Annotated in this window: 22 protein-coding genes, 3 rRNA genes and 1 pseudogene; 17 read left to right on the top strand and 9 right to left on the bottom strand. The window is 67.5% G+C overall.

The genetic code is table 11. From position 1 onward, the window contains the following. Window positions 1–68: 68 nt before the first annotated feature. A complete protein-coding gene (locus NV348_RS28395; protein ID WP_447149594.1) occupies window positions 69–608 on the top strand; it encodes a methyltransferase domain-containing protein in 540 nt (179 codons plus the stop codon). On the opposite strand, the gene treY is transcribed toward NV348_RS28395, so the two are convergent. The 4 genes and pseudogenes from treY to NV348_RS28415 all read right to left on the bottom strand — a co-directional run. Next, the gene (gene treY / locus NV348_RS28400; protein ID WP_447149595.1) at window positions 574–2,994 is read right to left on the bottom strand and encodes a malto-oligosyltrehalose synthase; all 2,421 of its coding nucleotides are present in this window, start codon (window positions 2,992–2,994) and stop codon (window positions 574–576) included. The two genes, NV348_RS28395 and treY, sit on opposite strands and share 35 nt — an antisense overlap. Window positions 2,995–3,002: 8 nt before the next feature. Continuing rightward, window positions 3,003–5,123 carry a glycogen debranching protein GlgX gene (gene glgX, locus NV348_RS28405; RefSeq protein ID WP_447149596.1) on the bottom strand — a complete coding sequence of 707 codons (2,121 nt, stop codon included), beginning with the start codon at window positions 5,121–5,123 and terminating at the stop codon, window positions 3,003–3,005. A gap of 57 nt (window positions 5,124–5,180) precedes the next feature. Further along, the gene (locus NV348_RS28410) at window positions 5,181–5,417 is read right to left on the bottom strand and encodes a hypothetical protein (protein WP_447151231.1); all 237 of its coding nucleotides are present in this window, start codon (window positions 5,415–5,417) and stop codon (window positions 5,181–5,183) included. A gap of 27 nt (window positions 5,418–5,444) precedes the next feature. Beyond that, window positions 5,445–5,522, bottom strand: a pseudogene (locus NV348_RS28415) (cupin domain-containing protein); the annotation flags it as partial. 6 nt (window positions 5,523–5,528) lie between these two features. Here NV348_RS28415 and NV348_RS28420 point away from each other — a divergent pair. From NV348_RS28420 to NV348_RS28455, 8 genes are all read left to right on the top strand, one after another. Continuing rightward, window positions 5,529–5,735 (top strand): hypothetical protein, encoded by a 207-nt coding sequence (locus tag NV348_RS28420; protein WP_447151232.1) that lies wholly within the window; start codon window positions 5,529–5,531, stop codon window positions 5,733–5,735. A gap of 62 nt (window positions 5,736–5,797) precedes the next feature. Then, a complete protein-coding gene (locus NV348_RS28425; RefSeq protein ID WP_447149597.1) occupies window positions 5,798–7,075 on the top strand; it encodes an adenosylmethionine--8-amino-7-oxononanoate transaminase in 1,278 nt (425 codons plus the stop codon). Beyond that, entirely contained in the window at window positions 7,072–8,277 is a 1,206-nt protein-coding gene (locus NV348_RS28430; protein WP_447149598.1) for an 8-amino-7-oxononanoate synthase, read from the top strand. The genes NV348_RS28425 and NV348_RS28430 overlap by 4 nt, the downstream gene beginning before the upstream one ends. Next, entirely contained in the window at window positions 8,274–8,942 is a 669-nt protein-coding gene (gene bioD / locus NV348_RS28435) for a dethiobiotin synthase (RefSeq protein ID WP_447149599.1), read from the top strand. The genes NV348_RS28430 and bioD overlap by 4 nt, the downstream gene beginning before the upstream one ends. Before the next feature lie 501 nt (window positions 8,943–9,443). Further along, window positions 9,444–10,964, top strand: a 16S ribosomal RNA gene (locus NV348_RS28440). A 318-nt stretch (window positions 10,965–11,282) separates the two neighbouring features. Further along, a 23S ribosomal RNA gene (locus tag NV348_RS28445) occupies window positions 11,283–14,398 on the top strand. Window positions 14,399–14,516: 118 nt separating this feature from the next. Continuing rightward, a 5S ribosomal RNA gene (gene rrf, locus NV348_RS28450) occupies window positions 14,517–14,633 on the top strand. Together the 16S, 23S and 5S rRNA genes form the textbook arrangement of a ribosomal RNA operon. Before the next feature lie 94 nt (window positions 14,634–14,727). Then, window positions 14,728–15,198, top strand: a complete 471-nt coding sequence (locus tag NV348_RS28455; RefSeq protein ID WP_447149600.1) for an SRPBCC domain-containing protein — start codon at window positions 14,728–14,730, stop codon at window positions 15,196–15,198. A gap of 21 nt (window positions 15,199–15,219) precedes the next feature. Here NV348_RS28455 and NV348_RS28460 read toward each other — a convergent pair whose 3' ends face one another. The 4 genes from NV348_RS28460 to NV348_RS28475 all read right to left on the bottom strand — a co-directional run bounded on the left by NV348_RS28460 (window position 15,220) and on the right by NV348_RS28475 (window position 19,364). After that, window positions 15,220–16,251 carry an ABC transporter substrate-binding protein gene (locus tag NV348_RS28460; RefSeq protein ID WP_447149601.1) on the bottom strand — a complete coding sequence of 344 codons (1,032 nt, stop codon included), beginning with the start codon at window positions 16,249–16,251 and terminating at the stop codon, window positions 15,220–15,222. Then, window positions 16,251–17,336 carry an ABC transporter ATP-binding protein gene (locus NV348_RS28465; protein WP_447149602.1) on the bottom strand — a complete coding sequence of 362 codons (1,086 nt, stop codon included), beginning with the start codon at window positions 17,334–17,336 and terminating at the stop codon, window positions 16,251–16,253. The genes NV348_RS28460 and NV348_RS28465 overlap by 1 nt, the downstream gene beginning before the upstream one ends. After that, a complete protein-coding gene (locus NV348_RS28470; protein ID WP_447149603.1) occupies window positions 17,333–18,115 on the bottom strand; it encodes a FecCD family ABC transporter permease in 783 nt (260 codons plus the stop codon). Before NV348_RS28470 ends, NV348_RS28465 begins: the two co-directional genes overlap by 4 nt. 670 nt (window positions 18,116–18,785) lie before the next feature. Further along, the gene (locus NV348_RS28475; RefSeq protein WP_447149604.1) at window positions 18,786–19,364 is read right to left on the bottom strand and encodes a TIGR03086 family metal-binding protein; all 579 of its coding nucleotides are present in this window, start codon (window positions 19,362–19,364) and stop codon (window positions 18,786–18,788) included. Window positions 19,365–19,425: 61 nt separating this feature from the next. Here NV348_RS28475 and NV348_RS28480 point away from each other — a divergent pair, with 61 nt between their 5' ends. Then, window positions 19,426–20,184 (top strand): AraC family transcriptional regulator, encoded by a 759-nt coding sequence (locus NV348_RS28480; RefSeq protein ID WP_447149605.1) that lies wholly within the window; start codon window positions 19,426–19,428, stop codon window positions 20,182–20,184. Here NV348_RS28480 and NV348_RS28485 read toward each other — a convergent pair. Next, a complete protein-coding gene (locus tag NV348_RS28485; RefSeq protein ID WP_447149606.1) occupies window positions 20,181–20,765 on the bottom strand; it encodes a TetR/AcrR family transcriptional regulator C-terminal domain-containing protein in 585 nt (194 codons plus the stop codon). The two genes, NV348_RS28480 and NV348_RS28485, sit on opposite strands and share 4 nt — an antisense overlap. Window positions 20,766–20,914: 149 nt before the next feature. On the opposite strand from NV348_RS28485, the gene bioB reads away from it, so the two are divergent. From bioB to NV348_RS28520, 7 genes are all read left to right on the top strand, one after another. Then, a complete protein-coding gene (bioB, locus tag NV348_RS28490; protein ID WP_019046302.1) occupies window positions 20,915–21,928 on the top strand; it encodes a biotin synthase BioB in 1,014 nt (337 codons plus the stop codon). A 26-nt stretch (window positions 21,929–21,954) separates the two neighbouring features. Continuing rightward, window positions 21,955–22,164, top strand: a complete 210-nt coding sequence (gene bsaP / locus NV348_RS28495; RefSeq protein WP_189033945.1) for a biotin synthase auxiliary protein BsaP — start codon at window positions 21,955–21,957, stop codon at window positions 22,162–22,164. A gap of 2 nt (window positions 22,165–22,166) precedes the next feature. Further along, window positions 22,167–22,811, top strand: coding sequence for a DUF2567 domain-containing protein (locus NV348_RS28500; protein WP_447149607.1), 645 nt, complete (start codon window positions 22,167–22,169; stop codon window positions 22,809–22,811). A gap of 72 nt (window positions 22,812–22,883) precedes the next feature. Then, window positions 22,884–23,417: a DUF1353 domain-containing protein gene (locus NV348_RS28505; RefSeq protein WP_447149608.1), complete on the top strand. Its 534-nt coding sequence runs from the start codon at window positions 22,884–22,886 to the stop codon at window positions 23,415–23,417. Between the two features lie 128 nt (window positions 23,418–23,545). Beyond that, window positions 23,546–24,655 carry an AI-2E family transporter gene (locus NV348_RS28510; RefSeq protein WP_447149609.1) on the top strand — a complete coding sequence of 370 codons (1,110 nt, stop codon included), beginning with the start codon at window positions 23,546–23,548 and terminating at the stop codon, window positions 24,653–24,655. Further along, window positions 24,652–24,882, top strand: coding sequence for a DUF7144 family membrane protein (locus NV348_RS28515; RefSeq protein WP_447149610.1), 231 nt, complete (start codon window positions 24,652–24,654; stop codon window positions 24,880–24,882). Before NV348_RS28510 ends, NV348_RS28515 begins: the two co-directional genes overlap by 4 nt. A gap of 44 nt (window positions 24,883–24,926) precedes the next feature. Continuing rightward, window positions 24,927–26,273, top strand: a complete 1,347-nt coding sequence (locus tag NV348_RS28520; protein ID WP_447149611.1) for a hypothetical protein — start codon at window positions 24,927–24,929, stop codon at window positions 26,271–26,273. The last annotated feature ends 44 nt before the right edge of the window (window positions 26,274–26,317 follow it).

Genomic DNA, 26,317 nt, shown 5'->3' on the forward strand with positions numbered 1-26,317 from the left:
CAGCGACCTCGAAACGCGCGGCCACGACCATCGTGGCCGCGCGTTTCGCGCGGCGTACCGTCATCGGCATGGCCGTTCCCGACGAGCAGCTGCCGTCCTTCCGCGCCGACGCCGCGGGCGCGGCCGACGATCTGCTGGTGGCCCTGCTGGACCGGCAGGCCGAGCTGTCCGGCGTCGTCCGGATGCGGCGCTGGGTCGTGGACATCCTCGCGCCGCGCGCCGGGGACACCGCTCTCGACATCGGCTCCGGCACCGGGTCGGAGGTTCTCGCCTTCGCCGACCCGGTGGGCCCGCACGGGCGCGCCGTCGGCGTCGACGCGAACCCGGCCATGCTGGCGGTCGCTCGTGACCGGGCCCGGGGCACGGCCGCCGAGTTCGTCGAGGGCACCGCCGCCGCGCTTCCGCTGCCGGACGGCTCCGTCGATCTGGTCCGCTGCGAGCGGGTCTTCCAGCACCTCGACGACCCCGCCGCCGCGACCGCCGAGATCGCCCGGGTCCTGCGCCGTCGCGACCGGCGACTTCCACCTGTCGGTCACCATGTTCGCGGTGCTCGCGCACCGGCCGTGAGGTCGCTCAGCGCACCAGCAGGGCCACCGGCAACCGGGTGAACAGCTTGTCCAGCCGGACACTGCCCGTGAACGTGGTGCCGGTGAGCCGGTCGATCCAATTGCCTTCCGGCAGGCGCAGAGTGGTGTCGAGCCAGCCGGTGGCGGCCAGCCCGACCGAGTGCCTGGTCGCCGCGACGATCACCTCGGGCGCCTCACCCGCCGGTCCGCGCCCGAAGGCGACCAGCCGCTGCGCGTGCTCGCCGACCGCGTAGAGCGGCCGGTACATGCCGCCGACGAAGCACTCCGGCCGTTCCCGCCGCAACCACAGCGCGTAGGCGACCACCCACATCTTCGCCGCCCCCGTGGTGTCCAGCGTCGGTGGCTCGGTGAGGGATTGGAGCAACCCGGCGCGCACGGCGAAGTTCACCGGGCGGCGATTGTCCGGGTCGACGAGGGAGTCCTCCCACAGTTCGGTGCCCTGATAGATGTCCGGGATGCCCGGACCGCACAGCTGTAACAGCTTCTGCGCCACCGCATCCGACCACGCGTGCGGGGCCAGCTCGTGGGCCAGATCGCCGATGCCCGTGCCGACCGGACCGTCGATCACCGCGTCCAGCCAGCCGTGCACCGACGACTCGAACTCCGCGTCCGGTTCCTCCCAGGACGTCTTGGTCCCCGCCTCGCGAATCGACTTCTCCGCGAACAGATGCAGGCGATCGCGCAACCCCGGCACCGAGGACGCGGGCCGCCCGTCGGCGGGCCAGACCCCGAACATGTTCTGCAACAGGAACAGTGCCGTCGCGCCGTCGGGCGCGGGCGTCGTCTCCAGCCAGCCCCGCACCCGCTGCGACCAGATCTCGGCTACCTGCGACAGCACCCCGATCCGGGCGCGGACATCTTCGCCGCGCTTGGTGTCGTGGGTCGACAGCGTCGTCATGGTGGCGGGCCAGCGCTGCGAGCGTTCGCTGTTGGACAGGTGGAAGTCGTTGAGGGAGTGGCCGAAGCGGGCCGGATTGCCGCCCACCTCCTGCAGCGACACCAGCCGCGCGCCCTGATAGAACATGGTGTCCTCGACCGACTTCGCGGTGATCGCGCCGCACACCTGGGAGAATCTGGTCGCCGCCTCACCACCCACCGACAGCGCGGTCACCAGTACCGACAGCGGCACCGTGAGCTCGGCATTGCGCTTCTCCACCTCGGCGACGACCGCCGCGGTGATCCCGGCCAGCGGCGCGTAATCCACCCGGTACACCGGCATGAACGCCAGCACTTCGATCGTCGCGTTGCTCACCGCGAGGGTGTCGAAGCTGCCCGCGTTGCCGTCGCGCTTGATCGCGGCGACCAGCCGCCGGATCTCCGGCGCCAGAATGGTCTCCGCGACGGCGCGCTTGATCCGGTGCTCGGTCTCGCCGAACCAGGCCCGGTCGCTGCCGTGCCCGGCGACGTGCTGGGACAGCTCGGTCATCGCGGTCTCGCCCGCCGGATCGATCAGGACGCCGCCGAGATCGGCGAGCGCGTCGTAGCCGGTGGTGCCGTCGACCGGCAGTGTCGCGTCGAGCGGTTCCCGGTTGGCGAGGATCTTCTCCACCAGCAGCAGCCGCTGCGGGCCGATCAGCCTGCGCAGCCGGGTCAGATAGGCGCTCGGGTGCGACAGGCCGTCGGGATGGTCCACCCGCACGCCGTCGATGAGATCGTGTTCACACCAGGCGGCCAGCTCGCGGTGGGTCGCCTCGAAGACCTCGGGATCCTCCTGCCGGAGCGCGGCCAGGCTGCTCACCGCGAAGAACCGCCGATAGGTGCACACGCCGGCCTTCCAGCTCACCAGCCGGTAGTGCTGGCGGTCGTGGATGCGCAGCGCGTGGTCGCCGTCGGTGCCCGGCGCGATCGGGAATCGCAGATCGTGCAGCGCCAGCATGGGTTCCGGGCCGGACCGGTCGACGCTCAGCGCGGCCGGGTCGTTCTCGCTCTGCAGCACCGGCAGCGCGAGCCGCCCGCCCGCACCGTTGCCCGGACTCCAGTCGATGTCGAAATACTTGGCGTACTTGGACTGCTGACCGTTGCGCAGCACATCCCACCACCACGGGTTCTGCCGCGGATCGGCCACACCGACGTGATTGGGTACCAGGTCGACGATCAACCCCATCCCGCGACTGCGCACCTCGTCGGAGAGCGCCTTGAGCCCGGTCGGCCCGCCCAGCGCCGCCGACACCGTCGTGGGATCGGTGACGTCGTAACCGTGCGTCGACCCGTGCGCCGCGGTCAGGATCGGGGACAGATACAGATGCGAGATCCCCAGCTGCTGCAGGTATTCGGCGATGGCGCGGGCATCGCCGAAGGTGAGCGCGTCCGGTCGCAGTTGCAGCCGGTAGGTACTGCGCACCGTGCTCGGCCGGATGGGCGCGCGGTGCAGCAGGGTCAGCGGATCGGTCACGTAGGTCTCGGTCATCGTTTCGGCTAGGCGGTTCGGCGCAGGACGAGCAGGCAGCGGCTGGGGACGGGGAGCGACGCGGCCGCGGGATACGCCCCGTCGGCCGCTCCGGTGGGGGTCGAACAATCCAGGGCCAGGGTCCATTCGGCACCGAACTCCGGTCCCGGCAGCACGAAATCGAGGGCTGCGTCGTGCGCATTGAAGCACAGCAGGAACGAGTCGTCGCTGATGCGTTCGCCGCGCGGTCCCGGCTCGGGAATCCCGTCGCCGTCGAGCAGCACGGCCAGGGACTTGCCGAAGCCGCTGTGCCAGTCGTCGGTAACCATCTCGGCGCCCGCCGGGGTGAACCAGGCGATCTCGCGGTTGCGGCCCTCGCCGTCACCCGGGCCCGCGGCCAGGAAGCGGCGACGCCGGAAGATCGGGTGCTCGGTGCGCAGGGTGATCGCCGAGCGGGTGAACTCCAGCAGGTCGGCGTTGGTCCGTGCCAGCGTCCAGTCCATCCACGACAGCGGCGAATCCTGGCAGTACACATTGTTGTTGCCGAGCTGGGTGCGCCCGATCTCGTCGCCGTGGGCCAGCATCGGCGTGCCCTGGCTCAGGATCAGCGTGGCCAGCAGGTTGCGCTGCTGGCGCGCCCGCAGTTCCAGGATCGCCGGATCGTCGGTCGGCCCCTCGACGCCGCAGTTCCACGACCGGTTGTGGCTCTCGCCGTCGCGGTTGCCCTCGCCGTTGGCGTCGTTGTGTTTCTCGTTGTAGGACACCAGGTCCCGCAGCGTGAAGCCGTCGTGCGCGGTGACGAAGTTGATGCTGGCGCTCGGGCGGCGGCCGGTCGACTCGTACAGATCCGAGGAACCGGTGAGCCGATACGCGAACTCGCCCAGCGTCGCGGGCTCGCCGCGCCAGTAGTCGCGCACGGTGTCGCGGTACTTGCCGTTCCACTCGGTCCACAGACTCGGGAAGTTGCCGACCTGATAGCCACCCTCGCCGACATCCCACGGTTCGGCGATGAGCTTGACCTGACTCACCACCGGGTCCTGGTGCACCAGGTCGAAGAACGCCGAAAGCCGGTCCACATCGTGCAATTCGCGCGCCAGCGTGGCGGCGAGGTCGAACCGGAAGCCGTCGACGTGCATGTCCAGTATCCAGTAGCGCAGCGAGTCCATGATCAGCTGCAGGGTGTGCGGATGCCGCACGTTGAGGCTGTTGCCGGTGCCGGTGTAGTCCTTGTAGTGCGCGGGCTCGGCCTCGTCGAGCCGGTAGTAGGCGGCGTTGTCGATGCCGCGCAGGCTCAGCGTCGGCCCGAGGTGGTTGCCCTCACCGGTGTGGTTGTACACCACGTCGAGGATCACCTCGATGCCCTCGGCGTGCATCGCGCGCACCAGCGCCTTGAATTCGGCGACCGCGGCGTCGCCGCGCGGGCGGGCGGAGTACTGGTTGTGCGGGGCGAGATAGCCGATGCTGTTGTAGCCCCAGTAGTTCCGCAGGCCCTGATCGGTCAGCACGTGATCGTGGAAGAACTGGTGCACCGGCATGAGCTCGATCGCGGTGACGCCCAGGCTCTTCAGATGCCCGATGATCGCCGGATGCGCCAGGCCCGCGTACGTGCCGCGCAGTTCCTCCGGCACGTCGGGATGGGTCATCGTCATGCCCTTGACGTGCGCCTCGTAGATCACCGTCTCGTGGTAGGGCCGGTTCGGCGGCCGGTCGGCCCCCCAGTCGAAGAACGGGTTGATCACCACGCCGGTCATGGTGTGGCCCAGCGAATCCAGGCCGTAGGTATACAGCGACGGGTCGTTGACGAACTGCCCGTCGAAGGCCTTCCCGTACGGATCGAGCAGGAGTTTGCTCGGATCGCAGCGCAGTCCGAGCTCGGGCTCGTACGGGCCGTGGACGCGGAACCCGTAGCGCTGACCCGGCGTGATCGCGGGCAGATAAGCGTGCCAGACATATCCGTCGACCTCGTCGAGTTCGACCCTGGTCTCGGAGCCGTCCTTGGCGATCAGGCTCAGTTCCACCCTCGTGGCAACCTCGGAGAACACCGAGAAATTCGTGCCCGCGCCGTCGTAGGTGGCGCCCAGCGGATACGCGGTGCCCGGCCACACGCCCAGTGGGGTCGCCTCACCGGATCGGTCGTACGGGCTCGACATGCTACGACAGTAGAGGAATCCGGTCCCCGGCCGCGCGCGGTGCGCGTGGGTGCTTCGTCACCCCTGGTCAGCGGGCATCGGGTGCGCTCGTGGCGGCGAGCAGCCGCCGGGCGTAGCCGGTGCGCCGGGCCAGCCCGGCCAGGCCGCGAGCGGATTACGGGGGAGTCTGCTCGCGGTGGTCCGGCCGGTGTTGTCCAGGTCGCTCCAGAACTCGAACATCTCCCAGTGCTGCAACGGCGGGCGGATCACCTGGTCCATGACGGTGTCCTCGGCCTCGTTCCAGAACTCGTGCACGGCCCGCGCCGGCGCCGCGACCGTCTCGCCCGGACCGGCGACGATCTCGGTGCCGTCGACGCGGAACCGGATGCGCCCGGCGCGGACGGTCCAGGTCTCACCGATGTCGGGATGCCAGTGTGGGCCCGCCGCCGGGCGCGCTCGATCGTGGCCACCGCGGCGGGCGCCAGAGCGGTCGCGCTGGCGGGCAAGCACATCCGCCGGATCGAGGCGGCGATCGCGGCCGAACTCGGTGCGACCGCGCTCGCCGGGGTCCGTGCCGGGCTGGCGCGCATTCCCGCGGCGATCGCCGATCGGCCCGCGGGAGCCGACGGGTGAGTGATAACTTGAACGGTGTTCAAGGCCGTCGGTGACGGCACCGGGCGACGACGAGGAAACCTGTGGACCTGACCCCCGAGCAGATCAGCGCCCTCGATGCCGAGCACGTCTGGCATCCCTACGGCGGCTTCCCCGCGACCACCGAACCGCTGGTCGTCGCGAGCGCGGCGGGCACCAGGCTGACGCTGGCCGACGGTCGCGAACTGGTCGACGGAATGAGCTCGTGGTGGGCGGCGGTGCACGGCTACCGGCACCCGGTGCTCGACGCCGCACTGCTCGCGCAGTCGCAGCGGATGAGTCACGTCATGTTCGGCGGCCTCACCCACGAACCCGCCACCCGGCTCACCCAGCTGCTCGTCGAGCTCACCCCCGCCGGTCTGGACAAGGTCTTCCTCTGCGATTCCGGCTCGGTCTCGGTCGAGGTCGCGGCGAAGATGTGCCTGCAGTACTGGCGCGGCGCCGGCAAGCCGGGCAAGCACCGGCTGCTCACCTGGCGCGGCGGCTACCACGGCGACACCTTCACCCCGATGAGCGTGTGCGACCCCGACGGCGGCATGCACGCGCTGTGGACCGACGTCCTCACCGAGCAGGTCTTCGTCCCCGCACCGCCGGCGACCTTCGAGGCGGACTACGTCGCCGAGCTCGAACGGGCCGTCGCGGGTCATCGCGACGAGCTGGCCGCGGTGATCGTCGAACCGGTGGTCCAGGGCGCGGGCGGGATGCGCTGGCACGACCCGCGCTATCTCACCGAACTGCGCCGGATCTGCGACGAGAACGACGTGCTGCTCGTCTTCGACGAGATCGCCACCGGATTCGGCCGGACCGGTGCGCTGTTCGCCGCCGACCACGTCGGCGTCGCCCCGGACGTGATGTGCGTCGGCAAGGCGCTGACCGGCGGCTATCTCACCCTCGCCGCCACGCTGTGCACCGCGCGGATCGCCGAGACGATCAGCGCCGCGCACGGCGGGCTCATGCACGGGCCGACCTTCATGGGCAATCCGCTGGCCTGCGCCGTCGCGATCGCCTCGATCGAGCTGCTGCGATCGCGGGACTGGCGCAGCGAGGTCGCCCGGATCGAGTCCGAGTTGCGGGTGGGCCTGGAGCCGCTCGCCGGGCTGCCCGGCGTCGCCGAGGTACGGGTGCTGGGGGCGATCGGCGTCGTCGAGCTCGACGACCCCGTCGATATGCGGGCCGCCACCGACGCGGCCGTCGACGCGGGCGCCTGGCTGCGCCCGTTCCGCACCCTCGTCTACACGATGCCGCCGTTCATCAGCAGCACCGAGGACATCGCCACCATCACCGGTGCCGTGCGCGCCGCGGTCGAGGCGAGCCTCGGATGACGCCGCGACCGCCCCGCCTGAACGGCGTTCAAGTAAGCTCCTCAGCTGTGAGTACGGATCCGTTGAGCTGGTTGGACGAGCGCGCGGCCGAGCGGGTCGACGCCGGGCTACGCAGACACCTGCGACCGCGACCCGCCGAGTCGGCCGCGATCGACCTCGCGTCCAACGACTACCTCGGCCTGGTCCGCCATCCCGAGGTCGTCGACGGCGCGATCGCGGCTGTGCGCCGCTGGGGTGCCGGGTCCACCGGTTCCCGCCTCGTCACCGGGACGACCGCCGAGCACGCCCAGCTCGAAGCCGAACTGGCCGAATTCGTCGGCGCCGACACCGGATTGGTGTTCGCCTCCGGCTATGCCGCGAACCTCGGCGCGGTGACCGCGCTGGCCGGTCGTGGCACTCTCGTCGTCTCCGACGCGGGCAGCCACGCCTCCCTGGTCGACGCGTGCAGGCTGTCGCGGGCCAGGGTGGAGATCGCCCCGCACCGCGAGGTCGCCGCCGTCGAACGGCTGCTCGCCGAACGCGCCGAGGAGCGCGCGCTGGTCCTCACCGACTCGGTCTTCAGCGCCGACGGCGACCTCGCCCCGCTCGCCGACCTGCACCGGGTGTGCCGGGCCAACGGCGCGGTCCTGATCGTCGACGAAGCGCACGGACTCGGCGTCCGCGGCGCGGGCGGTCGTGGTCTGGTGCACGAGCTGGGCCTGGCGGGCGAGCCCGACCTGGTGATCACCGCGACCCTGTCCAAGGCTCTCGCCGCGCAGGGCGGTGTCGTCCTGGGCGACGCGCGTATCCGCGCCCATCTCATCGATGCCGCCCGCACCTTCATCTTCGACACCGGACTGGCTCCCGCCGCGGTCGGCGCGGCCCGCGCGGCGCTCGCGCTGTTGCGCCGCGATCCCGCGATGGCGTCGCGGGTGCTCGACCGCGCGGCCGATATCGCTCGCATCGCCGGGGTGCCCGAACCGGACTCCGCCGTCGTGTCGGTCGTCCTCGGCGAAGCGCAGCTCGCCTTCGACGCCGCGCAGGCTTGCCGCGCGCGCGGCCTCGATGTCGGCTGCTTCCGTCCGCCGTCGGTCCCCGAGGGCACCTCGCGTCTGCGGCTCACCGCGCGCGCGAACCTCACACCCGCCGAACTCGACACCATCGCCGAGGTGCTCGGCGACGTGCTCGCCGCCGCCCGTGACGAGGAACCGGTGACGGCATGAGCCTCCTGCTGATCAGCGGCACCTCGACCGACATCGGCAAGACCGTCGTCACCGCGGCCGTGGCCGCCGCCGCCCAGGCCGCGGGCCGCTCGGTCGCGGTGTGCAAACCCGCGCAGACCGGCATCGCCCCCGGCGCGCCCGGTGACCTCGCCGAGGTCACCCGCCTGTCCGGGCTGACCCGCACCGTCGAGCTGGCCCGCTACCCGGAACCCCTCGCACCCGACACCGCCGCCCGCCGCGCGGGCATGCCGCTGCTGACCCTGGGGGACACGGTCGCCGCCATCGACGCGCTGAGCGACGCCGATCTGGTCCTGGTCGAAGGCGCGGGTGGCCTGCTCGTGCGAATGGGGGAGTTCACCCTCCTCGACCTGGCACAGAAACTCGGCGCACCGGTACTCGTCGTGACGGCCGCCGGCCTCGGCACCCTCAACCACAGCGAACTCACCACCCGCGCCCTGGCCGCCGCGGGCGTGCCCTGCGCCGGACTGGTCATCGGCTCCTGGCCGGCCGAGCCCGACCTCGCCTCGCAGTGCAATCGCGACGATCTACCGCGCGTCACCGAGACCCCGTTGCTCGGCGCGATCCCCGCCGGGGCCGGGCAGTGGGACCGCGCGCGGTTCACCGCAGCCGCCCCGAGCTGGTTCCTGGCCGACTGGCGGCCCTGAGCGCGCGCCGATGATCATCGATTGTGCGCGAAACACCCGCTGACCAGCCGATTTGACTTCATGATCGGCGATGCGTAACTTAATTCGAGTCAGAGCGACACGGACACCGACCCGGTGCCGAACTGCTGAGCCTCTCGAGGCTAGCGGATGGTGCAGGGAAACGAGGTAGGACGATGAGCGCCTGACTGATCATGTGTGTGGGCTCACTGTCTTCCGGACTTGCTTCGGTGGATGGCCTGCGCTAAAGTTTGAACCCTTGCCCTGACTGAAGCCCCGACGGAATGTTGTGGGTGGATGCTTGTGCGTGTGTTCTTTGAGAACTCAATAGTGTGTCGATGAATGTCAGTGCCAATATTATTATTGGTTCCGGCCTTCCATACCCCCCGGTTGGAAGGTTGGACATTTAAAACAACAGCAAACTTTTGCTGGTGTTTGGCTTTGCTAGGTTTTCGGACTCTAGTTTAGATATTTCTGATTCGCCTTCGGGTGTTTCAAGAGTCTTCAACGGAGAGTTTGATCCTGGCTCAGGACGAACGCTGGCGGCGTGCTTAACACATGCAAGTCGAGCGGTAAGGCCCTTCGGGGTACACGAGCGGCGAACGGGTGAGTAACACGTGGGTGATCTGCCTCGTACTTCGGGATAAGCCTGGGAAACTGGGTCTAATACCGGATATGACCTTCTGATGCATGTCAGTGGGTGGAAAGATTTATCGGTACGAGATGGGCCCGCGGCCTATCAGCTTGTTGGTGGGGTAATGGCCTACCAAGGCGACGACGGGTAAGCGGCCTGAGAGAGGGCGACCGGCCACACTGGGACTGAGACACGGCCCAGACTCCTACGGGAGGCAGCAGTGGGGAATATTGCACAATGGGCGAAAGCCTGATGCAGCGACGCCGCGTGAGGGATGACGGCCTTCGGGTTGTAAACCTCTTTCGACAGGGACGAAGCGCAAGTGACGGTACCTGTAGAAGAAGCACCGGCCAACTACGTGCCAGCAGCCGCGGTAATACGTAGGGTGCGAGCGTTGTCCGGAATTACTGGGCGTAAAGAGCTTGTAGGCGGTTCGTCGCGTCGTTCGTGAAAACTTGGGGCTCAACCCCAAGCTTGCGGGCGATACGGGCGGACTAGAGTACTTCAGGGGAGACTGGAATTCCTGGTGTAGCGGTGAAATGCGCAGATATCAGGAGGAACACCGGTGGCGAAGGCGGGTCTCTGGGAAGTAACTGACGCTGAGAAGCGAAAGCGTGGGTAGCGAACAGGATTAGATACCCTGGTAGTCCACGCCGTAAACGGTGGGTACTAGGTGTGGGTTTCCTTCCACGGGATCCGTGCCGTAGCTAACGCATTAAGTACCCCGCCTGGGGAGTACGGCCGCAAGGCTAAAACTCAAAGGAATTGACGGGGGCCCGCACAAGCGGCGGAGCATGTGGATTAATTCGATGCAACGCGAAGAACCTTACCTGGGTTTGACATACACCGGAAACCTGCAGAGATGTAGGCCCCCTTGTGGTCGGTGTACAGGTGGTGCATGGCTGTCGTCAGCTCGTGTCGTGAGATGTTGGGTTAAGTCCCGCAACGAGCGCAACCCTTATCTTATGTTGCCAGCGCGTAATGGCGGGGACTCGTGAGAGACTGCCGGGGTCAACTCGGAGGAAGGTGGGGACGACGTCAAGTCATCATGCCCCTTATGTCCAGGGCTTCACACATGCTACAATGGCCGGTACAGAGGGCTGCGATACCGTGAGGTGGAGCGAATCCCTTAAAGCCGGTCTCAGTTCGGATCGGGGTCTGCAACTCGACCCCGTGAAGTTGGAGTCGCTAGTAATCGCAGATCAGCAACGCTGCGGTGAATACGTTCCCGGGCCTTGTACACACCGCCCGTCACGTCATGAAAGTCGGTAACACCCGAAGCCGGTGGCCTAACCCCTCGTGGGAGGGAGCCGTCGAAGGTGGGATCGGCGATTGGGACGAAGTCGTAACAAGGTAGCCGTACCGGAAGGTGCGGCTGGATCACCTCCTTTCTAAGGAGCACATCTCCACGACGCATCACAGAGGTGAATGTGGTTGTGGCAGAGACCGTTTAGTTCCCATTCGTGGAACTGCGGACGCTCATGGGTGGAACACTGACTGACTCATCGCATTAGATCAGCCCAAAGTGGCTGGTCGTGGTGATATACCGACACACTATTGGGTCCTGAAAGAACACGCGTTCTTTCTAGGCAAAAAACGATCCACTCGGATCTTCGAGAGACTGCCGGCGGTAGCCGAGTAAATCTCGATACACGGTTACGAGTGGGTGTGTTGTTTGAGAACTGCACAGTGGACGCGAGCATCTTTGTTAGTAAGTGTTTAAGAGCGTACGGTGGATGCCTTGGCACCAGGAGCCGATGAAGGACGTAGGAGGCTGCGATAAGCCTCGGGGAGCTGTCAACCGAGCTGAGATCCGAGGATTTCCGAATGGGGAAACCCAGCACGAGTGATGTCGTGTTACCCGCATCTGAATATATAGGGTGTGTGGAGGGAACGTGGGGAAGTGAAACATCTCAGTACCCACAGGAAGAGAAAACAACAGTGATTCCGTGAGTAGTGGCGAGCGAAAGCGGATGAGGCTAAACCGTGTAGATGTGATAGCCGGCAGGCGTTGTCTACGCGGTGTTGTGGGGTCTTCTTTCTCAATTCTGCCGAATTGAGCAACAGTAAGAAACCAAAGTGTTAGTCGAAGTGGTCTGGAACGGCCCGCCATAGACGGTGATAGTCCGGTAGACGAAAACTCTTTGGCTGTTGTAGGAGATACCCGAGTAGCAGCGGGCCCGTGAAATCTGCTGTGAATCTGCCGGGACCACCCGGTAAGCCTGAATACTCCCTGGTGACCGATAGCGGACTAGTACCGTGAGGGAAAGGTGAAAAGTACCCCGGGAGGGGAGTGAAATAGTACCTGAAACCGTGCGCTTACAATCCGTCAGAGCCTTCGTACTTGTACGTGGGGTGATGGCGTGCCTTTTGAAGAATGAGCCTGCGAGTCATCGGTGTGTGGCGAGGTTAACCCGTGTGGGGTAGCCGTAGCGAAAGCGAGTCCGAATAGGGCGTTCCAGTCGCACATTATGGACCCGAAGCGGAGTGATCTACCCATGGCCAGGGTGAAGCGACGGTAAGACGTCGTGGAGGCCCGAACCCACTTAGGTTGAAAACTGAGGGGATGAGCTGTGGGTAGGGGTGAAAGGCCAATCAAACTCCGTGATAGCTGGTTCTCCCCGAAATGCATTTAGGTGCAGCGTCACGTGTTTCACGCCGGAGGTAGAGCTACTGGATGGCCTAGGGGGCCCACAAGCTTACCGAAGTCAGCCAAACTCCGAATGCCGGTGTGTGAGAGCGTGGCAGTGAGACTGCGGGGGATAAGCTTCGTAGTCGAGAGGGAAACAGCCCAGATCGCCGGCTAAGGCCCCTAAGCGTGTACTAAGTGGAAAAGGATGTGGGGTCGCTTAGACAACCAGGAGGTTGGCTTAGAAGCAGCCACCCTTGAAAGAGTGCGTAATAGCTCACTGGTCAAGTGATCCTGCGCCGACAATGTAGCGGGGCTCAAGTACACCGCCGAAGCCGCGGCATTTCAGCATTATCCTGCTTTCGAGCCAGGAGCTGGGATGGGTAGGGGAGCGTCCTGTGGCCGTGGAAGCAGCGGAGTGATCCAGCTGTGGAGGCCACGGGAGTGAGAATGCAGGCATGAGTAGCGAAAGACGAGTGAGAAACTCGTCCGCCGAATGACCAAGGGTTCCTGGGCCAGGTTAATCCGCCCAGGGTGAGTCGGGACCTAAGGCGAGGCCGACAGGCGTAGTCGATGGACAACGGGTTGATATTCCCGTACCCGTGTATCCGCGCCAAATATCGAATCAGTGGTACTAACTGTCCAAATGTTGTCTTATCGAGCCTTCGGGTGAGAGGGATGATTGCTGCACGGGACCTTCGCTGTAGTAGGTAAGCGATGGGGTGACGCAGGAAGGTAGCTGGGCCAGGTGATGGAATACCTGGTGTAAGCCTGTAGGGCGCAACATAGGCAAATCCGTGTTGCATATAGCCTGAGAGGTGATGCGTAGCCGTTGTGGTGAATTCAGTGATCCTATGCTGCCGAGAAAAGCCTCTAGTGAGTTGGTACACGGCCCGTACCCCAAACCGACACAGGTGGTCAGGTAGAGAATACTAAGGCGATCGAGAGAACTGTGGTTAAGGAACTCGGCAAAATGCCCCCGTAACTTCGGGAGAAGGGGGACCACATCTGGTGACGATCTTTACGGTCTGAGCTGGGTGGGGTCGCAGAGACCAGAGAGAAGCGACTGTTTACTAAAAACACAGGTCCGTGCGAAGTCGTAAGACGATGTATACGGACTGACGCCTGCCCGGTGCCGGAAGGTTAAGAGGACCGGTTAGCGTTTAGGCGCGAAGCTGAGAATTTAAGCCCCGGTAAACGGCGGTGGTAACTATAACCATCCTAAGGTAGCGAAATTCCTTGTCGGGTAAGTTCCGACCTGCACGAATGGCGTAACGACTTCTCTGCTGTCTCAACCACAGACTCGGCGAAATTGCATTACGAGTAAAGATGCTCGTTACGCGCGGCAGGACGAAAAGACCCCGGGACCTTCACTATAGCTTGGTATTGGTGTTCGGTACGGTTTGTGTAGGATAGGTGGGAGACTGTGAAACTTGGACGCCAGTTCAGGTGGAGTCGTCGTTGAAATACCACTCTGATCGTATTGGACTTCTAACCTCGGACCATGATCTGGTTCAGGGACAGTGCCTGGTGGGTAGTTTAACTGGGGCGGTTGCCTCCCAAAATGTAACGGAGGCGCCCAAAGGTTCCCTCAGCCTGGTTGGCAATCAGGTGTCGAGTGCAAGTGCACAAGGGAGCTTGACTGTGAGAGTGACAGCTCGAGCAGGGACGAAAGTCGGGACTAGTGATCCGGCACCGGCAAGTGGAAGCGGTGTCGCTCAACGGATAAAAGGTACCCCGGGGATAACAGGCTGATCTTCCCCAAGAGTCCATATCGACGGGATGGTTTGGCACCTCGATGTCGGCTCGTCGCATCCTGGGGCTGGAGTAGGTCCCAAGGGTTGGGCTGTTCGCCCATTAAAGCGGCACGCGAGCTGGGTTTAGAACGTCGTGAGACAGTTCGGTCTCTATCCGCCGCGCGCGTTAGAAACTTGAGGAAGGCTGTCCCTAGTACGAGAGGACCGGGACGGACGAACCTCTGGTGTGCCAGTTGTTCCGCCAGGAGCACTGCTGGTTGGCTACGTTCGGAAGGGATAACCGCTGAAAGCATCTAAGCGGGAAGCCTGTTCCAAGATGAGGTTTCTCTCCCACTTGATGGGTTAAGGCCCCCTACAGACCATGGGGTTGATAGGCCGGAACTGGAAGCCAGGTGACTGGTGTAGGTGACTGGTACTAATAGGCCGAGGGCTTACTATCGAAGGTGTTACGCGTCCACTGTGCGGTATCTGAAACAACAGACACTGCAGCAAACCTGATCATTGGATCCCATTGCGGGGTTCGGTGAATCCGGGAGCGCTGTCTAGTTTCATAGTGTTACGGCGGTTATAGCGGTGGGGAAACGCCCGGTCCCATTCCGAACCCGGAAGCTAAGGCCACCTGCGCCGATGGTACTGCACTCGACAGGGTGTGGGAGAGTAGGACACCGCCGGAACATCATTGCGAAAGGCCCTCCAGCATTGCTGGAGGGCCTTTTTGCGTTCGCGTCCCGAAGCCCCTTCGACGGGTTCGGGGACTACCGTGGAGCTATGGCGACCACGAGGATCGGCACGCACATCAACGCGCCCCGCGCGACTGTGTATCGACTGCTGCTCGAGGCGGACGCGGTGAAGCAGTGGATGATGCCGGACGGCATGAGCTGTGAGGTACACCGGTTCGAACCCGAGGCCGGCGGCTCGTTCTCGATCACCGTGACCAGCGACGAACCCCCCGAGAGAGGCATACCGGAGCTCCAGCACGACGCCTACTACGGACGGTTCCTGACGTTGGTTCCGGATGAGCAGGTGGTGGAGGTGATGGAGTTCGTCACCGGCAGGCCGGATATGGAGGGCGCGCAGTCCATCACGTTCTCTCTGAGCGATGCCGTCGACGGTGGCACCGATCTGGAGGTGCTGCACGAGGATGTGCCCAAGGGTCTGACGGCGGCCGACAACGAGACGCACTGGCGGATGGGGCTGCGGAAACTCGCCGCCCTGGCCGAGCGCGGCACGGTCGACTGACCGGCCGCACCCGGCGTGTGGTCAGCGCACCGCGTCGTCTGCGCGCGGCGTGATGGTCGAGGCGGGCACCAGGTTCCACGCTTCGAGCTGCTTGCGGATTTGTTCGGCGGCGTCGATATTGAGCGGGCCGCTGGTCCACAGCGCGTACGGCAGATTGAAGAACCGGCTGTCGCGGACGGCGCGCAGCCCGTTGATGCCCGGCTTGCTACGCAGCAGTTCTACCTTCTGCGCGTAACTCTGGCCGGGGTAGTCGACGAACATGATCGCGTCCGGGTCCGCGGCGGCCAGACGTTCCCAGGAGACCTTGGTCCAGGTGTCGGCGACGTCGTCGAGGATGTTGCGGGCACCCGCGGCTTCGAGGATCGCCTGGGGCGCACCGAATGTGCCGCTGGAGTAGATGGTGTCGGTGCCACTGTCGAACAGAAAGACCGTCGGGGCCTTCGCCGGCTTCGGGGCCGCGATGAGGGCGGTGAGTCGGCGGTCGAGATCGGCGGTGACATCGGCCGCGCGGTCGGTGTGGCCGGTGATCGCGCCCAGATCGGTCAGATCGGTGCGCAGGGCGGTCCAGGGTTCGACGGTGCCGCGTGCGGCCGCGCCGTCCTGCTGGCGGCAGCTCTCGGTGAGGATGTAGGCCGCCACCCCGTCCTTCTGGAGGGAGGCGGGGGTGAGGTTGCTCGCCTCGTCGTAGCCGTAGCTCCAGCCGGCGACCATGACGTCCGGGCGCTGGGCGAGGACGGTTTCGCGCGACGGGTATTCGGGCGCCACGGACTTCAGCCCGTCGACGACGGCGGCACCGTAGTGCCTGCGCAGGGTGTCGGCGTCGCGCTGGATGCTCGACACCGCGGTCACCTGGTCCTGGGCGCCGAGCGCCAGGATCATCGAGACGAGGTTGCCGTCGTTGACGAACAGGCGCTGCGCGGGTGCGGGGAAGGTGGTGTCCTTGCCGCAGTTGCGCACCGTGACGGTCGACGCGATGTCGGCCGAGGTGCCGGTGCAGGCCGCCAGGACGGCGGCGAGTGCGGTGGTGGCCAGGGTCCGGCCGGTGTGCTTCATCAGCGAGCCTTTCGCGGGGTGATCAACAGATGGTCTTCGCCGGTCACCGGGTGTCGGACCCGGGTGGCGTCCACGCCGAACACCTCGGCGACGACGTCGGGGGTCAGTGCCTCGGCGGGCGGTGCCGGTGGGCGGGCGATGCCGTTGTGCAGCACGATGATCCGGTCGCAGTAGCGGTCGGCCAGCGATAGGTCGTGCAGGGCGGCGACGACGGTGCGGTGCAGTCCGCGCACCAGGTCGAGAAGCTCGAGCTGGTGGGTGACGTCGAGGTGGTTGGTCGGCTCGTCCAGCAACAGGACGGGGGTGTCCTGCAGCAGGGCGCGGGCCAGCAGGACTCGCTGTCGCTCGCCACCCGACAACTGCTGCACCGGCCGGTCGGCGAAACCCGAAAGGTCCACTGTCGCGAGTGCTTCCGCCACCTGCTGACGCTCGCGCGGCGCGCCGAGACCCCACGGTGGCAGATAGGGCGTCAAGCCAAGCGCGACCACTTCGCCGACGAGCAGGTCGGCGGGCGGGCTCTCGTCCTGGGCCACCAGCGCGACCTCGGTGGCGCGCTGCCGTGGTCGAAGGTCGTGCAGGACCCGGCCGTCGACGAGCACGCGGCCGCGCGCGGGTTTGCGGATACCGGCTAGGGTGCGCAACAGTGTCGTCTTGCCGCTGCCGTTGGGGCCGACGATGCCGACTGTCTCGCCGGGCTCGATCGAGAAGTCCGCGCCGACAACGATATTCCGGCGGCCGACCGAACAGGTCAGCTCGACGGCCCGCACGGCTGCGGGCAGCGCGGTGTTCGATCGGGCCACGCGGTCGACCTTCGCGTCGGCTACAGCCCGGACGGTATCGCCGTGTTCGGCGTCGTTCACCCGGTCGTCGAGGGGATCGTCCGTCGCCGCCTGAGGGACATGGGTACCGGCCTCGCCGGGATCATCGGCAGCGGTGCGTGCGTCAGACCGGTCGTCGTCATGATCCGTACCGGCGGAATCGACCGGTTGCGTGGGCAATGCGGTGCCGTCCTCGCCCGTCTGCTCGCCGGACTGACCCTCGGCGAACGGTGCCGGACGCCGAGCGGTGTTTTCGTGCGTGGTCATGAAGCGCCGAACTGGTAGCGCCGGCGTCCCATCAGGAGCAGGAAGGTGGGTGCGCCGATCAAGCCGGTCAGGACGCCGACGGGGATCTCGGTGGGGCGCACCAGGACCCGGGTCGCGGCGTCGGCGACGACGAGGAACAGCGCGCCGCACAGGGCGCAGGCGGGGAGGAGATCGCGGTGGCGTGGACCGACGATCATGCGCGCGGCATGGGGGACGACCAGGCCGACGAAGCCGATTCCGCCCGACACCGCGACCAGCACACCGACGAGAATCGCCAGCAGAACGAACAACCCGATGCGCAGTTCCCTCACCGGGACACCGATCGACGACGCGGTGGTCGCGCCGAGCGTGAGCGCGTCGAGCCAGCCGGCGATGGCCATCAAGCCGACACCCGCGACCAGCACGACGACCAGCGGCAGCGCGAGTGTCGTCCAGTCCGCGCCGGCCAGGCTGCCGAGCAGCCAGAACAGCACCGACTGCGCGGCGGCGGGATCGGTACTGCGGAACACCAGATAGCTGCTGAACGCGGCGAAGGCCGAGCCGAGCACGGTGCCGGTGAGGACCAGTCGCAGCGGGGTGAGACCGCCCTGGGCGAAGGCGACGAGGAAGACGAGGGTGGCCGCGCCGAACGCACCGGCCAGCGCGCCGCCCGAGAGCGCCCAGATGCCCGCGCCCGCGAACAGGCCCGAGGTGATCACCGCGGCCGCGCCTACGCCCGCGCCGGAGGAGACGCCCAGCAGGTAGGGATCGGCGAGGGGGTTGCGCACCAGTGTCTGCATGGCCGCGCCCGCCAGCGCGAGGCCCGGCGCCGACCACGGCGGCCAGGACGGTGCGCGGCACCCGGAGCTGCCAGACGATGGTGTCGATGCCGAGATCGGTGGGAGTCGTGCCGGTCAGGCGGGCGCCGAGGGTGTCGAGCACCGCGGACACGGGGACGATCTCGGCGCCGAAGCCGGTCGCGCCGATCATGGCGGCCAGCAACAGCACCCCGAGCAGGGGGGAAGGCGAGCGATGTCCGGGCACGGATCATCGCGGTGTCTCCAGAGGCAAGGCGCGGCCCTTTCAGAGGGTGCCCGGCGAGGGAGGTCTGACTTTCGCCGCGAGGCGATCACAGTGGCGCGACCGTTCCGGAGTTACACCGGATTCCCGCACCCGCCGGGGAGGACGACCGAACTCTAGCGTGGCACGCGGTGCCGGCGAGCTACCGGGGGACCGGCCAGTGTTGCCGCCCCGGACACACCCCTGCCGAGCGTGGTGCCCGCGGGCACCACGCTCGTTGTGGCCGATCAGCAGGCGCGATTGCAGTCGGCGCTGCGGTTGTCCGGCGAGCTCGACAAGCTGCCGTGCAGAATCGAATCCGCCGACGTCGTCGGTGGTCCGGCCGTCCTCGGGCCGGCGCCGCCTATCTGCCGCTGGTTCCCGGGCGAGTGCCGCCGCGGGCCCGGCAGTCTACTTCCCGGCAGGGTCGCGGCCGGTGAGGCCGAGGATGCGGTCGAGCACGGGAGCGTCGGGGGCGACCGGGATCTCGGGGCCGTAGATGCCCATCGCCCGGCCCTGGTCGGCGGTGGCGGCGGTCTCGTCGAGGAGGTAGCGGAGCAGGTCGTCGTCCCAGTCGGCGGTCGTGCCGAGGGCGCGGGCGAGATCCCAGCCGTGGACGACCAGTTCGCCGACGACCATGCCGCCGACCAGCGACGCCGGGAGTTCCGTCGGCCCGCCCAGGTGGGTGGTGCCCTGCCACGCCTCGGGGTTTCGCCACGCGGTGGCGAGATCGCCGAGCTGGGTGTCGAGGGCGGCCGACCAGTCGCCCGCGGTCAGGTCGACGTCGGTTTCGGCGGCCGCGGGCGGGGCGATCGGGGCCTTGCTCGCCGCGCCGACCAGGGACGGGCCCCAGAACAGCAGATGGTTCAGCAGGGCGCGGACATCGAAGTCGGCGCAGGGCGTCGGGGCGACGAGTTGGTCCGCCGTGATGGTGCGCAGGAGCTTGGCGAGTGGTTCGGCGGCGCGGGCGACGCGTTCGGTTTCGGACATGCACCGAGGTAACCACCGCCGTGCCGTGCTGTCTTGAACAAACGCGACATACACTCGCCGCGTGGAGCGCGATCCGCGGGAACTCGGCGGCGCCTGGCGCGCGGCGCAACGGCATGCGTTCGCCGCGCCGTCGGGGGAGCTGACGCGCTATGTAGCGCGGTACTGGGCTGTCACCTGGGAGTACGCACAGCCGTATCGGCAGCTGGTGGTACCGCTGCCGAACGTCCATCTGAGCTTCCGGGACGGGCGTGCCGAGCTGCACGGGCCGTCGTCGTCACACGTGTACCGCGAGTTGGCCGGAGCTGGTTCGGTGTTCGGTGTCGCGTTCCGGCCCGGTATGTTCCGCCCGTTCCTCGGCGGCCCGGTGGCGGATTTGCGGGATCGGACAGTCGATGCCGCAACGGTTTTCGGCCCCGGGTTGCCGACGGTGGCCGATGTCGATTCGGTGGAACGCTTCCTCGTCGAGCGCCTGCCCGCCGCTGATCCGCAGGCCGAGCTCGCCGCGCGGGTGGTGGCCGCGATCGCCGAGGACACCGCGGTGACCAGGGTCGACGCGCTCGCCGACCGATTCGGCCTGACGGTGCGCGGGCTCCAGCGGTTGTTCGCCGACTGTGTCGGGATCGGCCCGAAGTGGGTGGTCCGCCGCTACCGCCTGCACGAGATCACCGAACGCCTCGGCGCCGGGGCCGCGATCGACTGGGCCGCGACCGCCGCCGAGCTGGGTTATGCCGACCAGGCGCACCTCAGCCGCGACTTCCGCCGGATCTTCGGTGAACCACCGACCCGCTACGCGCAGCGGTACGAACCGCGTCGTGCCTAGCGGACGCGGGTACCCAGGATGGTGCGCACGCCCGCGATGAACAACTGCAGGCCGAAGTCGAAGCGGGCGGTCGGGTCGGGGGTGTCGAGCAGCGGTGAGGCGTCGTCGGCGAGTGCGCCGACGGAATCCATCTGCATGCGCGACTGCTCGTCCACGGTCTGGCCGAGCACGTAGTAGAGCAGGGTGTAGGCCGTGAGTTCGGCTTCCTCCCTGGTCATTCCGGCCCGGATGACGATGCCGGCCAGGCGTTCGCGCGCCTTGCTGGTGGTCAGGCGCGAGGCGTAGGTGGCCGAGACCAGTTCGGCGCCGTCGCGGTAGGCGAGCAGGCAGTCGCGCAGCCGGTGGGCGAGTTCGGTGAGCTGCTCGCGCCATTCGACGGCGGTGATCGGCTCGTCCATCGGCGTCAGGATCCGGTCGGCGACCGCGCCGAGCAGCGACTGCTTGTCCTTCACGTGCCAGTACAGCGCACCCGGCTGGACCTGCAGCGATCCGGCCAGCCGTCGCATCGTCAGATCGCCGAGACCGTACTGGTCCAGAATCGCGACGGCGGCATCGACCACATCCGTCTTCCGCAGTTGCACGCGTGTCCTTCCCCAGAGATTCACCGACCCGAGTGTCGTGTCTCACTCGTACCCGCTACCCTAGCCTGAACACCGTTCAAGTTGCACGGCCACGCCGGGTGGATCACACCCGCGCACGTGCACGCACCCCGTCGAAGGGACATCACGTCGTGACACAGGCACCCGTCCAGACCGACATTCTGGCCATCGCCCGTGAGCAGGTGCTCGAGCGCGGTGAAGGCCTCACCGAGGCGCAGACCGTCGAGGTGCTGCGCCTGGGCGACGACCGCCTGGAAGCGCTGCTCGAGCTCGCCCACGAGGTGCGGATGAAGTGGTGCGGCCCCGAGGTCGAGGTCGAGGGCATCATCAGCCTCAAGACCGGCGGCTGCCCGGAGGACTGCCACTTCTGCTCGCAGTCGGGTCTGTTCCAGTCGCCCGTGCGCGCGGCCTGGCTCGACATCCCCAGCCTGGTCGAGGCGGCCAAGCAGACGGCCAAGACCGGCGCCACCGAGTTCTGCATCGTCGCCGCGGTCCGTGGGCCGGACGAGCGCCTGATGGCGCAGGTCGCCGCGGGCGTCGAGGCGATCCGCAACGAGGTCGACATCCAGGTCGCCTGCTCGCTGGGCATGCTGAACCAGGAGCAGGTCGACCAGCTCGCCGCGATGGGCGTGCACCGCTACAACCACAACCTCGAGACCGCCAAGTCGCACTTCCCGAAGGTGGTCACCACGCACACCTACGAGGAGCGCTGGGACACCCTGCGCATGGTCCGCGAAGCCGGCATGGAGGTCTGCTGCGGTGGCATCCTCGGCATGGGCGAGACCATCGAGCAGCGCGCCGAGTTCGCCGCGCAGCTGGCCTCGCTCGAGCCCGACGAGGTGCCGCTGAACTTCCTCAACCCGCGTCCCGGCACCCCCTTCGGTGACCTCGAGGTGCTGCCCGCGGCCGACGCGCTGCGTGCCATCGCCGCGTTCCGCCTGGCGCTGCCGCGCACCATCCTGCGTTTCGCCGGCGGCCGCGAGATCACCCTCGGCGATCTGGGCGCCAAGCAGGGCATGCTCGGCGGCATCAACGCCGTCATCGTCGGCAACTACCTGACCACCCTCGGCCGTCCCGCCGAGTCGGATCTCGATCTGCTGGGTGAGCTGAAGATGCCGATCAAGGCGCTCAACGAAACCCTCTGAGACGCAGGCGCAGTAGGGTGACTGATATGGACGAGCGCTACAACCCGTTCACCGGCAAGCGGATCGTGCCGGGGCTCGACGACGCGATGCCCGCGGCCGCCGCGCTCGGGCTCGAGCCGCCGCGCTTCTGCGAGCAGTGCGGCCGCCGGATGATCGTGCAGGTGAGCCCGGACGGCTGGTGGGCCAAGTGCTCCCGGCACGGGGTCATCGAATCGGCGCAGCTGGAACGCCGGTAGTGGTGGCCGAGGTCGGCGCCGCGCCGCGTCCGGAGGTCCTGCGCCGTGAGGTGATCGGCGTCGGTGTCGTCGCGGTCGTCGTGCTCGTGGCGAGCGCGGCGGCCGGGGTGGCCTGGGGTCTGCTCGCGCCGACCGAACGGCTGCGGGTGACCCAGCCCGGTCGCGCCGCCGTGCTCACCGGCGAGAGCCTGCACCTGTTCGACGCGGTCGGGATGTTCCTGTGCCTGGGCGCGGTGGTCGCGGTGCTGACCACGATCGCCGCGTGGCGGGTGCGCAGCGTGCGCGGGCCCGCGCTGGTCGTCGGGATCCTGCTCGCCTCGGGACTCGGTGCGGCGGTGATGATGTGGGTCGGCGAGGCGGTCGCCGAAGGCAGGCATCCGCGTCCGCACGATCCCGCGGTCGGTCAGATCGTCGCGCTGCCCGCCGAAGTCGGCACCGACCTCGCACTGCTCGTCCAGCCGTTCCTCGCCGCGCTCGTGCTGTTGTTCCTGGCCGCGCTGCATCCGCGCACCGATCTCGGTTCGGGCTCGGCGGGTCTGCTCGGTGACCTGCGACCGGCCGAGTTCGACGACTATCCGGTGGCGGGCGAGGCCGGGGAATATCGTCCCAGCGGCGATTTCGATTCGAGTCCGCAACCGCGCCGCTGAGCGCTTCGGACGACCCGGCCGAGCGCTACCATCGCCGATATCGGCAGGTGGGCGGCTCGGGAGGAGTGGGTCGTGGGATTCATCGGAGGCGGTCCGGTCGTCGAAGAGCTGGACGCGAGATTCTGGCGGCTCGTCGAACCGCTCACGTATCAGGGTGCGGTGCAAACGTTCACGGTCCCGGCCGGCTTCCGCACCGATTTCGCCTCGGTGCCGCGGGCCCTGGTCTGGCTGATCCCGCGCTACGGCGCCTACACCCGCGCCGCGATCCTGCACGACTATCTGTGCCGCACCGAGATGGTCGGCCGCGCCGACGCCGACGGCATCTTCCGCCGCTGCCTGCACGAGTTCGCGGTCTCGACGCCGCGGCGCTGGATGATGTGGGCCGCAGTGCGTCTGGGCAGCCGCCTGCGCGGCGCGACCCCGGGTGACATCGCGCGCTGGATCGTGATCGCGGTGCCGTCGCTGCTGTTCCTGGCGGTGCCGGTGATCGTGGTGACCTTGTCGCTGTGGCTGTTCTGGGTGGTGGAGCTGGCCTTCTGGGCGGTCGGCAGACTCGGCAAGCGGACGACAGCGCCGCCGCCGACCCCGCAGATGAAGACGGCGTAGCCTAGCCGGACTTCACCCAGAACGGGCGATGTGCGACGCCCGCGATCTCCCTACCGTCGGTCCCGGAGGACTGGGCGACACTGCGCGAAGTCTTCTCCGGCTGTGTTCACCAGACCGAGGGAGAGCCGATGTCCGAGCCGAGCGCGGGCGCCGCAGCGCCGTCCTGGTCGATTCCCCGCGGACTGATCGTGCTGCTGTCGCTGGCCGCGGCCGTGGTCGTGGTCGGGGGTCTGAAAGTCTTCTCCGGCATCGTCGGACCGGTCTTCCTGGCACTCATGCTCACCATCGCGGTGCAGCCGTTGCATCGCTGGGCGCGGCGGCGCGGGTGGCCCTCGTGGGCGGGAATGATCATCGCCCTGACCGCGGTGGTGGCGATTCTGCTCGGGATCGGCTTGGCACTGGTGGTCTCGGCGTGGCAACTGGCCTCGCTGCTCCCGGAATACGGCGACAAGCTGAACTCGCTGCTCGACAATGCCCGCGGACTGCTCTCGGATCTGGGCGTCAGCTCCGACCAGGTCCACAAGGTGCTCGACGGTATCGATGTCGGCAAGATCGCCGAGGTGATCGAGCAACTGCTCGGCGGCGTGCTCGGGGTCTTCTCGAATCTGTTCTTCGTCCTTGCCCTGCTGCTGTTCATGGCCGTCGACGGGATGACGATGGACAAGCGGATCCTCGTAGTGGAGAAGCAGCGCCCCGCCATCGCGACCGCGCTGCTCACCTTCGCCGAGGGCACTCGCAAATACCTGGTCGTGTCCACCGTGTTCGGCGCGATCGTGGCGGTGATCGACGGTGGCGCACTGTGGTTGATGGGCGTGCCGCTGCCGATCCTGTGGGCGCTGCTGTCGTTCATCACCAACTACATCCCGAACATCGGCTTCGTCATCGGTGTCATCCCGCCCGCGCTGCTGGCGCTGCTCGACAGCGGGCCGGTGCTGATGATCTGGGTGATCGTGGTCTATTCGGTGATCAACTTCGTCATCCAGTCGATCATCCAGCCCAAATTCGTCGGTGACGCCGTCGGTTTGGGCGTGACCATCACCTTCCTGTCGTTGGTGTTCTGGGCGTGGGTGATCGGCGCGCTCGGAGCCCTGCTCGCCATCCCGCTGACGCTGCTGGTCAAGGCGCTGCTGCTCGATATCGACCCCTCGACGCGGTGGGCCGACGTCCTGATCGGCGCGCCGCTGCCGAAGCCGGTGCCCGAAGAAGCGGAACAGGAGCGGGAAGCGGAGCGGCCGTGACGACGACGATGGTGGCGGCCCCGCCGCGTCCGGTGTCGCAGGGCGTCGCCGCCGCCGTCACCATGCTGGCCGTCGCCCTGCTGCTCGTCGCGAGCATTCTCGAGATCCTGTGTGGCATCGCGATTTTCGCATCGCTGCCGTACTACCCGTGGTGGTCGGTGGTGGTGATCCTGCTCGATCTGGCCGTCCTCTGGGCGGTGTCCACCTGGGAGCCCGACCGCTACTGAACCGGCCGGGATCTCGCCCGCTGCCTCGACAGACCGGAGCCGTCATGTCCGCGCCAGCCACTTCGACCGCCGGTCCGGCGATCAGGAGCTCCGGCGGGCGGCGGGTGGTGGGTTCTGCGGCGGGGTGGGCATTGGTCGTCCTCGCGACCGCGGTCGCGTTCCGGCGGATCTGGCAGACGAGCGGTGTGCTCGTCGACAGCGGGTACGCGGGGTTCAGCGGGGTACTGCTCGTTCTGCTCGGCATGGCCGCGCTCGGTATCGCGCTGCGGCGCGCGCCGGAAGTGCCACGAGATCGGGTCACCGACGTGGTTCTCGGGCTGGCGGGGCTGACCGCCGCGGCGGGCCTGCTCGGTCTGCTCACGGTGCGGCTGGGGGAGCAGTACGTCCCGCTGCGCCTGGACCTGCTGGCGGCCTGGATGTTCGTGATCAGCGCGACCGTGCTGGTGTTCGGGGTGCGGCCCGCCGTTCGGTGCTGGCCGGTCTGGGCGCTGCTGCTCGCGCTGCTGCCGCCGGTGTACGGGACGTGGGTGACGCTGCTCGGCGGGGACGAGCGGGTCGCGGGCGGGGTGCTGGTGGTGCTCGCCGCCTGCGCGGTCGCGATGGTCGTCCGTGGTCTCGCGGCGGTGGGTGCGCCGGGCGGGCGATCGGGCTCACCGGAGGCGGATGATGTCCGAACCGCGAGCGTCGAGCGGTCCGCGCTGATCGGAATGCCCGGTGCCGGTGTGGTTCTGGTCGCCGCCGTGGCGCTGGCCTGCATCCCGCTGCCGGGGGACCAGGCAGCGGGGTTCACCACGGTCGCCGGTGTCGTGGCGGGCGAGCGGGTCACCGCACCCGGCTGGAACGCTGTCGATGGTCGCGAGTTTCCCTGGATACCAAGGTATTTCGGGCCAGGAAGCGTCGGTGGTCGGCAGGTGCTGGAGGCCGATGAGGTCGATCCCGACTGGGATGTCGCCGGGCGCAAGCGTCGGGTGGCGATGGATGTGATCAGTGCCGGGAACGCCGACAGCATCGGCAGATACCCGGAATTCGCGCTCTACCGGCTGGCGGAACCGCGATTCGGCCCACCGTCGTATTTCGACCTCGGTGCCGGCATCGTCGGGCGGATGCGCACCGTCGTCGACGACCGCACCGCACTGCGCTGGACGTGGCTGAGCTGGGACTGGCGAGGTGTGGGCGGCGCCGAACGGGTGACGATGATCGCCGCCACCGACCACCTGCCCACCGCGGCGTTCCCGGAACCGGACGGCTCCCCCGTCCGCTCCGCGAGCACGCTCCTGCGGCAGGTGGTGCGCGGGCAGCCCGTCGACGGCGGCCCCGCCGTCCTCGCGGACAGCGACCTGTTGCTCACCCTGGCGCACCTCGTCGTCGCGGTCCGGACCGGCGCGCGGTGACCGTGCGGAAAACCGGTGGCGCGCACGGTGCCGGCTCACCTACC

Source organism: Nocardia fodinahabitans, assembly GCF_052983615.1.

Coding starts and splice junctions, on each gene's coding strand:
- NV348_RS28395 (WP_447149594.1), top strand. CDS start 69: ATGGCCGTTCCCGACGAGCAGCTGCCGTCCTTCCGCGCCGACGCCGCG.
- treY (WP_447149595.1), bottom strand. CDS start 2,994: ATGACCGAGACCTACGTGACCGATCCGCTGACCCTGCTGCACCGCGCG.
- glgX (WP_447149596.1), bottom strand. CDS start 5,123: ATGTCGAGCCCGTACGACCGATCCGGTGAGGCGACCCCACTGGGCGTG.
- NV348_RS28420 (WP_447151232.1), top strand. CDS start 5,529: ATGCCAGTGTGGGCCCGCCGCCGGGCGCGCTCGATCGTGGCCACCGCG.
- NV348_RS28430 (WP_447149598.1), top strand. CDS start 7,072: ATGACGCCGCGACCGCCCCGCCTGAACGGCGTTCAAGTAAGCTCCTCA.
- bioD (WP_447149599.1), top strand. CDS start 8,274: ATGAGCCTCCTGCTGATCAGCGGCACCTCGACCGACATCGGCAAGACC.
- NV348_RS28455 (WP_447149600.1), top strand. CDS start 14,728: ATGGCGACCACGAGGATCGGCACGCACATCAACGCGCCCCGCGCGACT.
- NV348_RS28460 (WP_447149601.1), bottom strand. CDS start 16,251: ATGAAGCACACCGGCCGGACCCTGGCCACCACCGCACTCGCCGCCGTC.
- NV348_RS28465 (WP_447149602.1), bottom strand. CDS start 17,336: ATGACCACGCACGAAAACACCGCTCGGCGTCCGGCACCGTTCGCCGAG.
- NV348_RS28470 (WP_447149603.1), bottom strand. CDS start 18,115: ATGCAGACACTGGTGCGCAACCCCCTCGCCGATCCCTACCTGCTGGGC.
- NV348_RS28475 (WP_447149604.1), bottom strand. CDS start 19,364: ATGTCCGAAACCGAACGCGTCGCCCGCGCCGCCGAACCACTCGCCAAG.
- bsaP (WP_189033945.1), top strand. CDS start 21,955: ATGGACGAGCGCTACAACCCGTTCACCGGCAAGCGGATCGTGCCGGGG.
- NV348_RS28510 (WP_447149609.1), top strand. CDS start 23,546: ATGTCCGAGCCGAGCGCGGGCGCCGCAGCGCCGTCCTGGTCGATTCCC.
- NV348_RS28520 (WP_447149611.1), top strand. CDS start 24,927: ATGTCCGCGCCAGCCACTTCGACCGCCGGTCCGGCGATCAGGAGCTCC.